The 15392-nt window shown below is 38.9% G+C and carries 7 protein-coding genes; 4 read left to right on the top strand and 3 right to left on the bottom strand.

The window, feature by feature from the left end; genetic code table 11:
* Positions 1-132: 132 nt before the first annotated feature.
* Positions 133-1980, top strand: coding sequence for a glutamine--fructose-6-phosphate transaminase (isomerizing) (gene glmS / locus AC21OG_RS04185; protein WP_487376025.1), 1848 nt, complete (start codon positions 133-135; stop codon positions 1978-1980).
* A 192-nt stretch (positions 1981-2172) separates the two neighbouring features.
* Here the strand turns inward: glmS and AC21OG_RS04180 are convergent, their stop codons facing one another.
* Complete coding sequence (locus AC21OG_RS04180; protein ID WP_487376024.1) at positions 2173-2853, bottom strand: NBR1-Ig-like domain-containing protein; 681 nt, start codon at positions 2851-2853, stop codon at positions 2173-2175.
* 314 nt (positions 2854-3167) lie between these two features.
* Between AC21OG_RS04180 and AC21OG_RS04175 the strand changes: the two genes are divergently transcribed.
* Positions 3168-8288: a two-partner secretion domain-containing protein gene (locus AC21OG_RS04175; RefSeq protein WP_487376022.1), complete on the top strand. Its 5121-nt coding sequence runs from the start codon at positions 3168-3170 to the stop codon at positions 8286-8288.
* A 4-nt stretch (positions 8289-8292) separates the two neighbouring features.
* The gene (locus AC21OG_RS04170; RefSeq protein WP_487376020.1) at positions 8293-9924 is read left to right on the top strand and encodes a ShlB/FhaC/HecB family hemolysin secretion/activation protein; all 1632 of its coding nucleotides are present in this window, start codon (positions 8293-8295) and stop codon (positions 9922-9924) included.
* Between the two features lie 318 nt (positions 9925-10242).
* On the opposite strand, the gene AC21OG_RS04165 is transcribed toward AC21OG_RS04170, so the two are convergent.
* Positions 10243-10761, bottom strand: a complete 519-nt coding sequence (locus tag AC21OG_RS04165; protein ID WP_487376018.1) for an META domain-containing protein — start codon at positions 10759-10761, stop codon at positions 10243-10245.
* A gap of 588 nt (positions 10762-11349) precedes the next feature.
* Between AC21OG_RS04165 and AC21OG_RS04160 the strand changes: the two genes are divergently transcribed.
* On the top strand, positions 11350-12240 hold the full coding sequence (locus AC21OG_RS04160) for a fructose bisphosphate aldolase (RefSeq protein WP_486545168.1): 891 nt from the start codon (positions 11350-11352) through the stop codon (positions 12238-12240).
* A gap of 128 nt (positions 12241-12368) precedes the next feature.
* Here the strand turns inward: AC21OG_RS04160 and AC21OG_RS04155 are convergent, their stop codons facing one another.
* A complete protein-coding gene (locus AC21OG_RS04155) occupies positions 12369-15269 on the bottom strand; it encodes an autotransporter domain-containing protein (RefSeq protein ID WP_487376016.1) in 2901 nt (966 codons plus the stop codon).
* Between the last annotated feature and the right edge of the window lie 123 nt (positions 15270-15392).

Raw genomic sequence — 15392 nt, 5'->3', positions numbered from 1 at the left:
CATACGATAACTTAAGCAATATTTAAGCAGTATACAGCCCCTAAAGGCATCGCGAACAAGTTATACAAACTAGATGACATCACGCTATCAGCGATAAGGTGCGCATCAAAAAGAATACATTGAGGATAGAATATGTGTGGAATAGTCGGCGCAATCGCTGAACGTAATATATCTAGTGTTTTATTAGAAGGTTTGAAGCGTTTAGAGTATCGAGGTTATGATTCGGCTGGATTGACGGTCATTCGTGAAGGTCAGCTCCATCGTGAGCGTCAGGTCGGTAAGGTACAAGCCTTGGTAGATGCCGTTGCCAATGATGACGCCAACTTTAAAGGTAATATAGGGATTGCTCATACACGCTGGGCAACTCACGGTGAGCCTGCTCAGCACAATGCTCATCCTCATGTATCTGGTAAAGTCGCCGTTGTGCACAACGGTATTGTGGAAAATTACGGTCCCCTTAAAGAAGAGTTGATCGAAAAAGGGTACGCCTTTACCTCTCAGACTGATACAGAAGTTGTCGCGCACTTAGTCGCCGAAGCCTATCAAGAGACCAATAATTTATTCAAAGCAGTAGAACAAGTCGTTCCGCGTTTACATGGGGCGTTTGCGTTAGGTGTCGTTCATGTCGATAATCCTGACGAACTTATTACCGTTCGTTTAGGTTCTCCCTTAGTCATCGGTGTGGGCATCGGTGAGAACTTTATTGCCTCAGATCAATTGGCATTATTACCCGTAACCAACCGCTTTATGTATTTAGAAGAAGGTGATATTGCCATCATTAGACGCGATAGCATTGAAGTGTTTGCGAATGGAAAGCCTGTCGAGCGTCATATCACTGAATTAGATGCCAAACATCATAATGCGGATAAAGGTGAGTTTAAGCACTATATGCTTAAAGAGATTTATGAGCAGCCCGATGCGGTGGCATTGACGCTTGATATGGGCATAGAAACCAACGATTTAAAGGCGGGTTTCTTACAAAGACATGAAGAGACATTGGCAGGTGTGCGTCACATACAAGTATTGGCGTGTGGTACCAGCTATCATGCAGGTATGGTGGCCAAATACTGGTTTGAAAATTTAACACGTCTGCCTTGTTCAGTAGAAGTGGCTAGTGAATACCGCTATCGTAATCCTGTGGTGATGGATGATACGCTAGTGGTATGTTTGTCTCAATCGGGTGAGACTGCCGATACGTTATCTGCATTGCGTGAATCTCAGCGCAGAGTCAAAGAAGGCGAGATTAAAGGGCTGGTGAGCTTAAGTGTCTGTAACGTCGCCACCTCATCACTGGTACGTGAGACGGATATCTTCTTGCCCACACACGCTGGGGTGGAAATCGGTGTCGCATCAACCAAAGCATTCACCACTCAACTTGCCGCTTTAATGCTATTGGTATTAAAAGTGGGTAAAGTGCAACAGCGTATTGATGCCAAAGTATTCAGCTCGATCATAGAGGGCATGCATGATTTGAAAGGCCAGCTTGATAGAAGCTTGGCGTTAGATCAGCCGATTGAGGAGATGAGTCAGAAGTTTGAAAATAAGCAAAGTACTTTATTTTTAGGCCGTGGCGTTCAGTATCCCATCGCTCTTGAGGGGGCATTAAAGCTAAAAGAGATCTCTTATATCCATGCAGAAGGTTATGCGGCCGGAGAGCTGAAACATGGTCCTTTGGCACTAGTAGATAAAGACATGCCAATCGTGGTACTCGCGCCAAAAGACAGTATGCTTGATAAGCTTAAAGCCAATATGCAAGAAGTTCACGCCCGTCATGGAGAGCTGTTTGTATTCGCCAGTGAGAGTAGCAAGTTGGTGAGTGATGAGAGACTGCATGTCATTCATGTACCGGATGTCAATGAACACTTAGCGCCTATTGTCTATAGTATCCCCGTGCAGTTTTTATCCTACCATGTGGCCGTTATGCGCGGTACGGATGTCGATCAACCTCGGAACTTAGCTAAGAGTGTCACGGTTGAGTGATGTAAGTGGATGTTGATCAAAACAATGTCAGCGAGTAATAAAGTATCATACTTTTGATTTCAGTATTACCCCTACTAAAGTTGAGGTAACTTTAGTAGGGTTTTTTTATGTCAGATTCAGTATGAGTTTATCTGTTAAAGACTCTAATGTGCCTCATAAACTGCTAAGAATAAAGTATTCTGATTTGGAATACTATATATGCGCCGAATCTGCGGACATCACATGAATTAATAAGTAGACTCCTAAACTGTTTGGGTAACAAACCTGCCCTGTATGGTCTATCATTTTCCAGTAGGAAAAAACAGAGGCTGGTGCATTCGGAGCTATAAAATCAACACATATATCTACGCTTTCACCAGGATAGGTTAGTGCTATATCTACCGTTGGCGTAGTTGTAGTAATTTGAAGTCTTTGTTTAGAAGCTAAAGGTGCTAACTGTTCAAGTGTCATTAAATCGGTATTCTGACACTGTAGTTTTCTATCTCTCCAAGTCACCTCTCCAGTGTTTTGTAGACGCCATGTCTTAGTAAATCTCTCGCCAGTTTTGACTATACTCCCGTCAGGTATTGTTTCGGAAATGAAGTATGAGCAATCAACATGATTATGGAACCATAGTTTAGGCTCTTTTAAAGGTTCTATTGGATAGACTGAGCTACCTAATGTATTAAATCGCATCCATTCAAGTTGAACTAGATATTGGGGGTGTACCTGTAGAGCGGTAGCAAGTTTAATAAGATTACTAACAGTAGGACTACCATTTCCTTCCATCCAGTTATATAAAGAACTGCGCGATATATGAGCATGATCAGCTATACGACTAATAGTAGTATGGTATTTGTGGCAATACTGATGAATATATTCTTTTAATGTCATTAAATATTTGCCTTTATTTAGAAGTCAATTACTTAATCTAATGGGATTTTATTTTTTTGTAAAGCTTATCAAAGTGCACACCAGTCGATTAATGTCCAACATATTGGACAAATTGTTTATTTCTAAATGTTAGTATTTTATTTATTCTTTGTAAAATCACGTTAAATAAATTCAATTTCTAAGACCTATCAATTTACTTAAGTCTTATGTACCAATTACTAGTTGGCGACATAGAGTTATTTAAGCTCTCGATAGACTTTGCGTAAAGCATATAAATTTTTAAGTTATTAACCTTACCTGTATTGGAATTAACAATGAACCATATCTACCGAGTCATTTTCAATAAAAGTACCAATACTTATCAAGCCGTAGCGGAGAATGCAAAAGGTCATACTAAGACCCATTCTGCAAAGGTGAGTACGTTAAGCACCTCTCCTAAGTTAATCTTAAAACCATTGACCATGTTGATAGCACTCTTATCCAGTACGATGGCTATTGCTGCTCCCAATGGTGGTCAAGTGTCTGCTGGCGAGGCTAATATTGCCCAGCAAGGTAATGTAACCAATATTAATCAGTCTAGCCAAAACGCAGCGATTAACTGGCAAAGATTCGATATTAATCCTAATGAAACCGTTAATTTCAAACAACCAAATGTCAACTCTATTACATTAAACCGTGTATTAGGTAATGAGCAGTCTGTTATTAATGGGGCGCTAAATGCGAATGGTCAAGTATTTATCCAAAACCCAAATGGGGCGTTAATTACTAAAAATGCCCAAATTAATGTCGGTGGACTAGTAGCTACCACAGCTAATATCAGCGATGCAGACTTAATGACTGGTCAGCTTAAATTTACGGGTCAAGCTGGTGGGGTTATTGAAAACTTAGGCACTATTACTGTACCTGAAGGTGGTGTCGTTGCACTGATTGCACCCATTGTAAAAAATGAAGGACAAATAGTCGCACCTAAAGCAAATGTATTATTAGCATCCGCTGAAAGTTTCAGTATTACCATGCCTACGGATGGGTTTAGTTATACTCTCGATAGAGGTACGCTCGAAGGATTGGTTGACAATGGGGGAGCAATATTAGCGGATGGTGGCCGTGTTGTGTTAACCACGTTAGGCATTGATGCTGTTAAGAAGTCTGTATTAAAGCACTCAGGTATTATTGAGGCAAATACAGTAAAAAATAATAACGGTGTTATCGAGTTGCTCGGAGATACGAGTTATAGTGATACCAAAATTACAGGTACTTTGGCAGCAAAATCAAACGGTAGTGATACAGGCGGTCATATTGAAGCTAGTGGTGCCACACTGGATATTGAAGATAGAGATAACATTCATCTCGATAAAGGCACTTTAAAGTTAAAAACACCAGGGTTAACCGTTGCTAATACAAAAGAGCATATAACAGGTGACGAAGTAGAAGAATTTTTAAAGACTAATGATGTTGTACTAGCAAGTAGTGGAGATGACAGTTTAAATATTAATAACCCAATCACTTGGGATAAAAACAAGCTGACCCTAAGTTCAGAAAATGATATTCATATTAATCAAGATATGAATGGGTCTGAGTCCGCTAAGCTTGCAATTGAATTTGGTAAAAAAGGTAAAATCGATGCTGATGTCTATCTAGGGGGTAATCAAATCAATCTGTCTGAAGGTTATAACCTTGAAGTCAAGCAACATGGCGATGATGACTTTGCTAAATACTTAGTCCTTCATTCTATGCCAACAACAGATGAGTTTCCTGAAAAGTATATCGCTATAGGCAAAGACATAGATATTAGCAATACTAAGAATCGTAGTGGCTTTAATGGATGGAACTTTCCTGCTATAGCTATAAGTCCTAACACTACAAAAAAACACGGCTATTTATGGGGATTAGGACACACGCTTGATGGACTTACTATTAATAGCAATGAAGATAATGTGGGCTTAATTCGAGAGCTTAATAAAGGGGTTATTCGAGACATCACTTTAGAAAATGTCAATGTATCTGGAAATGACAATACAGGGGCTTTAGTCGGAGAGTTCAATCACTATTATGATAAGGTTCTAGATAACAAACGGAATGAGTATTCATATATATTGAATAATAATGTTGAAGGAAAAGTTAAGGGAAGCAATGCTACAGGTGGTCTTATAGGATTTTTCAACTCTACAGGAAGATCAAATGCGTATGGTACTGTATCATCACCCCTTACCTTAGTGAATAATAATAGTATCTCATCTGAAGTAAGTGGTATTAATACAGTAGGAGGATTAATTGGCGTTGCTAATGCTTCAAGCGCAGGGGGCATTAGCCTTAATGCAACAAAAGCCGAAGGTCTTGTAAGTGGTGATGATGAAGTTGGAGGGATAATTGGCTCTGTAAGTGCGTCTGAAACAACAGTATCAATTAAGGAAAGCTATGTTTCATCAGAGGTAGAGGGTAATAAAAATGTTGGGGGCTTTTTAGGTTCTGCTGGCGCAGGTGGACATGGAGTCTCTATTATTGAAGATAGTTATTTTAAGGGCCATGTAAAAGGAGCTGAAGATATAGGAGGATTTATAGGGAGAAATTCGAATAATGGTCGTATTACAGATAGTTATATAGCAGGTACATTAGAGGGAAGAAAAAATACTGGTGCATTTGTGGGTACATACAGTTCTTATGATAGTCCTCATTATGGATATCTAACTTTAGACATATTAAACAGTTTCTATAATACGGATTCTACAAAACAACTAGATATAACGGGCAATGGTGAAGGTGGCAACTTTGTCAGTAGTGGGGGTAAGACTACGTTAGAGATGAAACAGAAAGCGACCTATGAGAATATAACTCATCCAGATCATCCTAATATATCGCATTCGTGGGACTTTGATAAAGTTTGGCGTATCGACGATGGTAACGACTATCCAAGACTACAGGCTTTAACAGAAGCGACAATCGTAGTAGATCCTACAAATATGGGGATCAAAGCTAACGACTTAACTAAAGTTTATGATGGAAAAGTTATTGAGAGCCAAGTAGATCTTGAAAAGTTAGATGGATGGAATGGTAATGGGGTCACTATAGATGGTCTCTTAGATGGCGATACTCTGACCGATGATAACGTCTTTTCAGGTGAATTACGCTTTGATGGTGAAGGTAGTAATTGGCAAGGTGCTGTAGATGCAGGTAAGTATACCATTGTTCCAACAGGTCTAGGTTCACAGAAATACGAAATTAAATTTGATAACGGTAATCTAACCATTGATAAACGTGCTATCCCTCTTGTCGGTCAAAGGGTATATGACGGTACTACTAAAGCTCGAGCCTCAGAAATTGCCTTAAATTCCTTAGACTATACACACACTACGCTCGGGGTGGTAGATTCTGATGTTAAAGATGTGTCAGTTACTGGCACAGGTACGCTTGCATCAAAAGATGTATTAGAAGGAGGTGTTAAGCTTCTTGAGAATGATTTCAAGTTAACTGGCTCAAAGTCGGGAAATTATTATCTTAAAACCGATGGATATGGCATTTGGGGAATATCAAAACGTCCATTAACCATATACACACTTCATCATATTAATCGTGAAGGTACTGAGTTTAATCGGGCCGATGTTGGTCTTGTTGCAAATGGCTTGGTTGTAGGGGAGAGAATTAGAGATATAGAGGTTACTCAAAAAGGTGACATGATTAGTCCTACAAAAGTCTCCTTATCAAAAGGTAAGCTCGGTAACTACGATGTTAAATTTAAAGGCTCAGAATTAATTACTATACCTGAGAATACTAGATTAAGAGCTAGTTTTGTATTTGATGGTGAACTGTTTGGTAATGCAGAAGATGTTCAAACCATTAGTGACTATAATCAAATAATGCAGAATATTGGTGATGAACTGATTCTTGCAGGTGATCTGGTATATAGAGAAGACTTTGGTAAAGGTAACACAGGTGATTTTAAATTTATTGATGATTATACTGATGCGACCAGTGGGTTGCAAATGGCTGCGTATAGAGATAACTCGGGTAAAAATGCCTACTACATAGTCTATAGAGGTTCAGAAAAACCTAATAGCTTTACGCTTGACTGGGTAGATAATGCCATAAGTGTACTAGAACCATCACCTCAACATAGGACTAGTTTAAATATTACTAAAAAATGGATTGATGTTATCAGGAAAAATGAGCCAAATGCAAAAATTATCTTGGCAGGGCACTCATTGGGCGGTAATTTGGCACAGTACTCAGGTGGCATATTAAATGATGGAAAAATTAAAGTAGCTACTTTTAATAGTAGTCCATTGTCTAAAGGGATTGCAAAAAAAATAGTTAAGTCTAGCGGAAGTAAAGATTATAGTCATTTCTACAATGTTATTTTCGACAATGAAATATTGCAGTACATAGCTAACGACTACTCTCCATATCTCAATGGTGTTCAAAAAATAGACTTATTTACCAATGGTACTATCAATGATCATAAATATAATCATATGGCTTTGTCTCATCAGATAATTACTGATATGGATGAAAATTACCAAATTTCTAATGATACAGATAATACGGTATTAAAGTATCCTTACTGGTGGAAAGCAGCAGATAATGATCCAAAACCAGCTGATCCAAAACCAGTCGATCCAAAACCAGTCGATCCTCCTAAGCCTGCGACACCAAACGAAGACTCCGCCATTAATAAATTAGCAGAAAATGCTTATTTCAAAGGTCTTACTAGTGCTGATGGTTTAACTGATGGTGGCGTTGTTAAGTTTATTGCTGCGTCGGGCTCTAATTCTAATGTCAATGCTAATGTAGTCAAACATTTTCACCCTACTACATCACTTGATACGAGTAAATTGCCTTTGGCATCAACGCCTAGAGGTGAAATGGCTAATTGGCTAGGTACTGGTGCAAAAGTCATTACTTACGCAAATACTGCTAATAAAGGTATGAAAGTTATCAATGCTGATGATGAAGTACGGGCGGGTGCTGTCTCTGATCTTGCAGTAGATCTTGTAAGATATGCTCCTATTCCCGCAGTTCAGTTATATGACATAAGTAGTGCTATAGCGACTGTAATCTCAGGAGGGAACATGGGAGATGCTTATAAAACATACTTAACCTCTACTTATGATCAAACAACTATATTTATGGATAAAAATGAGTTTATCGTTAAAAGTCTAGCTAGTGGACGGATAACAGAAGAGGAGGCGAAAGATCAGTTTAGCAAAAACAAGAGAGACTCGTTAATATTCCTTGATGAAAACGTAAATGCCAACGTTTTTGACTTTAACTGGGAAAGCCTAATAGCTTCAACTGTAGCAAGAATTGATGGTAATCAGCTTGATAAGGATAACTTAGCAAAAGCTGTTAAAGATAATACACACTTTATTAGAGCCCTGGATTTTACAGTAATTCGTGAATGGTCTAATAACATCAAGAAAGATCAACAAACAGGGAACTAAAGAAATGAAGAAAATTATTTTTGTTGGATTAAGTTCCATAATGTTTATATTACCTGCTTATTCGCAAGTTCCTGATGCTGGAGATGTCATTCGTGAAGTTGAGCAAGGAACAATAAATAAAAATGATCATATGGATGCACCTGTAGTTACAAAGAATAAGTTTAGTGAAGATCAAACACCTATAAAAGTTAATCATATTATATTAAATGGCAGAAGCATGCTTACTGAACAACAGCTTCAACCATTATTAAGTGAATATATAGGAAGTACGACTACATTTGGCGAGCTTCAATCTTTAGCACATAAAATTGGTCAGTTATACCGCTCGGAAGGTTACCCTCTTGCAACAGTATTTATTCCAGCGCAAAAAATAGACAATGGTGTTGTGGTATTAAATATTATAGAAGGTAAAATCAATGAGGTTGTATATCAAAACGAATCTCGAATATCTGATCAAGCATTAAAAGGATATACGGAGCACATAGCACAATCGGATCAAGCTTTAAAGCAGTCAGAGAGTGAACGTGCTTTATTATTAGTTAAGGATTTATCTGGTACAAATGAAGTCAATTATCGGCTAACTGGAACGGAAAAAGGTACAGCACTGAGTGTAGAGTTAAATCGTTCTCCCGTTGTTAATGGCTCTATAAACGTTGATAACTATGGTAGTGATTCCACTGGAGAGTGGAGAACACGTGCTGACGTTAATTTAAATAGTCCATTTGGTAGAGGTGAGCGTATATCCTTACAGTCGATGTCAAGCTTTAAAGGTGTAAATTATGCGAAATTAAGTAGCGATATTCCGTTGGGCTATGATGGTCTTAATTTAAATATAGGTGCTTCACATACCAAATATGATCTTGGTGGCGACTTTAAAGCTCTTGATGCCACGGGTACAGCAAACACCATAGAGGCAGGATTTAGGTATCCAGTTATACGAAGTAATGATATAAATGTTTGGCTAACTGCTAACGGTGAGTTTCGTGATCTAAAAGATGAAATTGGGGCAACCAATACCGTAACTGACAAAACTTTAAAAGCAGTTAAGCTAGGTGTTAACGGGTATTCGCAAGATTCGGTACTTAAGGGTGGTTATACGCAATGGAGTATTATAAATACGGTAGGAGAGCTTGATATAGACAGCGCTGATGCACGAGCGATTGATGCTGTCTCTGCTAAAACACAAGGCAGTTACCACAAAGTAAATGTAGTATTAGCACGCACTCAATACCTGACACCTCGTTTAAGTTTATATGGTGGTATACAAGGGCAGTGGTCAAATAAAAATCTAGATTCAGTAGAGCGACTTAGTTTAGGGGGCGTGGACTCTATAGCAGCATATCATTCTAATGATTTATCCGCTGATTTAGGAATGATAGGGCAGATGGAGGCTCGTTATGCATTAACGCCTAATGTTACTATAAGTGCATTTTATGATGCTGGGCGAGCTAAATTGAGAGAAACTCCCTATACAACTGATGATAATTTTATCAACTTACATGGTGGAGGCATTGGTGTTTATGCACAATACAACAAGCTATTTTTGCAAAGTAAAATAGCTTGGCAAAGTAGTAAAGATAATTTAAAAAGTGACGATGACCCACGTTTGTGGTTAAAAGCTGGATATGTGTTTTAGTTTCAGAAAGTCATTGATTTAGGCAGTGATCTAATAGATTGTATACAATTAAAGAGATTGTGCTTTGAATTTAGCAACTTACAAAAAAGAGTTATAGTCTAACACAGTATTTCTCAGTGATGACACTAATATTCTTACAATTGTTGATGCAATTTAAGCGGATTTTTTTAAGCAGTCATGTTTAAAATGATAGCTTCATTTTAAAATAACGCCTTACTAATTAGTAAGGCGTTATTGTTTTGCTTTAATTAATTCGAGATTTTTGCTTTAGTAATAAAGGCGAGTTTAAAGCTGTTTTACGAATTCAACATAGACGTTTTACTGAGCTTTAGGCACTGCTTTAAAGTGGGAGACTTGATTGTTATTAGTAATAACTAACACAGGCGTTTTCTGAGCATCTTCGCTAAGCGTATACTGGCCCTGTATAGTTGATGCTGCAGCAGTATCAAATTTGGCCTGTGGTTCAGGACATGCCTTCAGTGTAGACATAAGAGTGCCTATTTTTACAGTACCGCTGTCCACGCTATAGCTTGATGACATTCTATTACAAGTATTTATTAACGATACGATATTATGGCCATCAGCTTTTGAGAAGCTTAAGGTGAGGGGCTTAGCAGGATCAATAAATAGCTCATTAACCTTGCTACCATCATTTAGCGTAGCATCGATAAGTTGCCAGTTAGTAGCCTGTAAAGCTTGATGGGTAATTGGGTAAGTCGTTAGTTTCATAGAGGTTTGAGACGAAGATTGAGACATGCCAGTAGAGGTTTGACATCCTGTCATCAAAGCACCTATAGTAAGTATACCGGCCAAAAGTGAAGTCGATAAGATTTTCATAAAAATCCTTATATTATTAAGTGGTTAAAATGAGTCGTTATAAGATACAAATAAATCAATATGACTATCAATAGATAGCAGTAATAGACCTGCAGCTTTATGATTTCTGCTAATGTAGGACTGTATTACCATTATCTTACTAATGTTATAGTACTAAGCCTTAATCAATCTTAATTAGCCAAATTGTACCTAGATTGCATAGCTAAACAAGTCACATTAACCTATTACATACCATATCGATTAATTAAATTACTGACGAATAAGCTTAGGAAATTAAGCGATACATGGTTTTTAAGGTGAATACGTGATTATTTTTTAAGCTCATTAGCGTATAATAACCTTAAGTTTCATAGGGTAGATAGCGTTATTGTCTTAAAAAATCTGTATGCTTGCTAAATGCTTTTTATAATTAGGTCTTATTCAAGTATGTCAATTGTAGGATTAATCAGCTTAGATCAAAGCTGATCAGATGACTGGCGCTATAGAACTAACGCTAAAGTAGATTTTCCAATAAAAGGCTCGATTTTGTCATAAAATAATTAATTGTTTTTATGATTTCATTTTTTTCAATAGGAATTAGGAAAAATTATGAGTTATCAACAACAGCTTGAACGCATCAAAAATGACATTGGTTTTATCGCCGCTTTAGACCAAAGTGGGGGTAGTACACCAAAGGCTTTACGAATGTATGGGGTAGAAGAAAGCGAATACGCCAACGATGATGAAATGTTTGCAAAAGTGCATGAGATGCGTACACGTATTATGACGTGTGACTGCTTTGATAGTGGACGTGTATTGGGCGCCATTTTATTTGAAGATACTATGGATCGAGAAGTCAATGGTAAGCCAACGGCCAACTATCTTTGGGAAGATAAAAATATCGTACCATTTTTGAAGGTGGATAAAGGGTTAGCTGAACAGATAGATGGTGTACAAGTCATGAAGCCAATCCCTAATTTAAGTGCTTTGTTAGAAAAGGCAAAAAATTACCCTATCTTTGGTACCAAAATGCGTTCGGTTATCCATAAAGCAACACAACATGGTATCGAAAAAGTAGTACAGCAACAGTTTGATATTGCCAAGCAGATTTTATCTGAAGGTTTTATGCCAATCGTTGAGCCAGAAGTCAATATTCAAAGCGAAGACAAGCATGAAAGCGAAGTGCTGTTAAAAGAGGAAATTTTACGCAATTTGGATCGTTTGGATGATGATCATCAGGTTATGCTTAAGCTGACATTGCCAGAAGAGCAAGGTTTTTATAAAGAGTTAGTGGATCATCCAAAAGTACTAAAAGTGGTTGCTTTATCTGGTGGTTATAGCCGTAATGAAGCGTGTGAACGTTTACAGCAAAACCCTGGTATGATTGCAAGCTTCTCACGTGCGTTCACTGAGGGCTTATCAAAAGGTCAAACTGATCAAGAATTTAGCGATACGATCAATGCCTCTATTGAAGAGATTTATACGGCTTCAAAAGTATAGTGTTGTTCATAAAATTTGATGCATTAATTTGATCTAAGTTTATTTCATTTTACGGTAATAAAAAAAAGCTTGAGCTCCATTACGGAACTCAAGCTTTTTTACTTACACGTACAGTTAAAGCAGGCTAACTAGAACTTAGTTTCGAACACAATAGCCGCACCCTGATCATCATAATTATCACGCCACTCGCCACGATAATTAGCAGAGATCGTCGTATTAGCCGTTGGTTTGAATGCTAAACCAATGCCTGCGATACCAATGGCCTCTTTACTCTCTTGACCTTTGGTATTGAACTTAGCAGAGCCCACATCAGTAAAGCGTGCAGTGATATCAGAATAATCATCCCCATTCTCAATTGCACCTGCCAATTGACCGGTTAACGATAGGCTAGGAGTAACCGCTTGATTAAAGCGCACACCTGCTGTCAAGCGTAAAGACTCATAACTATTATCATCTACCGTTAAGTTATACGCACCGGCACCAGACTCACGATAGCCATCACTTTCTGCACGAGCATAGTTAAAGCTTGCAAACGGTGATACATTACGAGCTTCTGTTCCGACCCGATGCGACACACCAAGTCCCGCTTGCAGAGTATCGACATCATAGTCGGATTTAGCGGTTAGGGCAGACGGTAATTGGATATGACGCTCACCTTTCACGCTACTTTGACCGGCACCGGCATGGAAGTTAATACTCGTTGTATCACTTGCGGCATAGTTACCATAACCAAGGACTTGCCAGTTTTTAGCTTCCACCTCATGATTTAGCGCATGACCATCAGTATCTGCATCGTTTTCGATATAAGAGACGGCAACACCTAAGTTGAGGTCAGGATTGACAGGCATATCTAAACCGACGATAGCGCCATAATTCTCAGAGTTATAACCGGTTACATAGCCATCCGCATCATGCGTCATATCACTACCAATAGCTTTCGCCCAAAGGTTACGCTCAGGTGTGGTTTGAGCATGCTCACTGATCGCATCGCTAACAGCATAGTTGCTGTCGGTGATTAAGCGATTCGTTCCACCCATAAATAGGGGTTGAAGCTGTTCTGCTGCCTCGCCCACTTGAACGTGACTAAAGTTTTGGGTATCTGAAATTAAAGCATTGGCTAACGCATTATTGTTACTGGCGACTTTGTCAGCAATTGCATCGTCTAATACACCCGCTAAGTTCAACGCAGGGTAGTTATTGATTAGCTGAGTCGCTTCAACAAAAGTAATATCGTCGTTACTTGGCGTAGGTTCAGGAGTTGGCTCTGGTTCAGGAGTTGGTTCTGGCTCAGGAGTTGGTTCTGGTTCAGGGGTCGGCTCTGGCTCAGGAGTTGGCTCTGGCTCAGGCGTTGGTACTGGTTCAGGCGTTGGTACTGGTTCAGGCGTTGGCTCTGGTTCAGGAGTTGGTTCTGGCTCAGGAGTTGGTTCTGGCTCAGGAGTTGGTTCTGGCTCAGGAGTTGGCTCTGGCTCAGGAGTTGGTTCTGGCTCAGGCGTTGGCTCAGGCTCAGGCGTTGGCTCAGGGGTTGGTTCTGGCTCAGGGGTTGGTTCTGGCTCAGGGGTTGGTTCTGGTTCAGGGGTTGGTTCTGGCTCAGGGGTTGGCGCTACCACTTTTAAATGAACGGCATTCGCATCACTATAATCTGCTTGGAAACCTACTAAAGGGCTGTTATCAATAATGTCTTTAAACTCACCGTTTAGTTTGGTTGCGGTAACGACCTCTTTATATACTGAGTTTAACTCGGGGTTTTCAAAATATCGAGCTATATAAACCTTTAATTTTCCATCTGAAATATCTAGATTACCAATAACGGATATACTTCCATATTCGTCATTATCTATCTTACCGTCTTCATTCCAGTCAATTAATCCTACCGCTAGACTCTCGCCTTGTGGCATCTTGTAGTCACCTTTTAGTATTAATTCACCCTCACTAGCGCCCCAATCTCCTGTCCACTGCTTGTTATAGGTAGTTAGTTCTAAGCTTCCCACACCAGTTTTGACAAACCCACCAATATCATATTCATCAGTAAGATTAATATCGAGGCTACCAACATCGCCGGTAATAACTGCATTAGGATCTACTACGACCGAGATGGGCTTCGCAACATCGTCGCCACCATATTGAGGTATCTCTGAACTAATATAAGCGCCTTTAGTACCAAGATGAATTATATTTTTATCTGTGAAGTTATCGAATAGGAGTTCTTCGTCAGACGCTATCTCTATCCCACCGCCATTGATATAAATATCAGACTTAATTGAATTAGGGTTACGCCCAAGATATTCTGTTTCTAAATCTCCCGCATTATTTAAATGTAAGGTACCCGAACCTGTATTTCCAACCAATACCTTTGGACTAACATAGGTACTGTCATTAATTGTCAGACTACCTGTGGCTGTTGTGCTATCAGGACCATATCCGCCAATATAGGTAACATATCGGGCTTGAGTCAGGCCACCATGGTATGGCGTGTTCTCAATAACTATATTTCCTTGACCTTGTTTACCAATTATTAAGTTATCGGTTCCAAGATATCTATAACCAGAGACGGTTATATTACCGATTCCTGATTTTTTGTTACCCAGTATTGCATCCTTTGAAACGTATAGCCCACGATAAATATGTTGACTAGACTTTTCAGTTTGAATCATGGAGATACTACCACTGCTAGTATCTCCAATGATGACATTATTTTGGGAACTAATGCCGCTAGCTGTATTATCAAGAAGAATAACCTGACTATTATTATCTATAATCAAATTATTTTCTGCGACTATGCCTTCATCGTTACCTAGCTCAATAATCTCACCTTGATTGATTATGAAATCATTAGGATTAGTTGCAGAAAAAGCTATATTAGAACTCAACACACCGAGCATTGCTACAGACAGCGCTGTTAAATTTAACATGGATTTATGGCGTGTAGTCGCCGACTTACCCGATGACTTGCCACGAGACTTTGCAATTTCTGATACACACTGATAAACGCCTAAAGCGCGATTGAAAACGATACGGTAAACATGGTTCATATATAACACCTAAAAAAAGAATTGAGGGGCCAATTTGACTGGAGCTTGATGTTTGAGGGCTAAGTTTTGCAAGCTTATCTGTTACATAAATCTCAAAAAAAAGTGTTGTTGATATTAAAATAA

It is taken from the genome of Psychrobacter sp. CX5, from assembly GCF_057621535.2.
Note: the sequence above shows the minus strand (reverse complement) of the source record. Positions and strands in the feature narration are given on the sequence as shown.

Coding starts and splice junctions, on each gene's coding strand:
- glmS (WP_487376025.1), top strand. CDS start 133: ATGTGTGGAATAGTCGGCGCAATCGCTGAACGTAATATATCTAGTGTT.
- AC21OG_RS04180 (WP_487376024.1), bottom strand. CDS start 2,853: ATGACATTAAAAGAATATATTCATCAGTATTGCCACAAATACCATACT.
- AC21OG_RS04175 (WP_487376022.1), top strand. CDS start 3,168: ATGAACCATATCTACCGAGTCATTTTCAATAAAAGTACCAATACTTAT.
- AC21OG_RS04170 (WP_487376020.1), top strand. CDS start 8,293: ATGAAGAAAATTATTTTTGTTGGATTAAGTTCCATAATGTTTATATTA.
- AC21OG_RS04165 (WP_487376018.1), bottom strand. CDS start 10,761: ATGAAAATCTTATCGACTTCACTTTTGGCCGGTATACTTACTATAGGT.
- AC21OG_RS04160 (WP_486545168.1), top strand. CDS start 11,350: ATGAGTTATCAACAACAGCTTGAACGCATCAAAAATGACATTGGTTTT.
- AC21OG_RS04155 (WP_487376016.1), bottom strand. CDS start 15,269: ATGAACCATGTTTACCGTATCGTTTTCAATCGCGCTTTAGGCGTTTAT.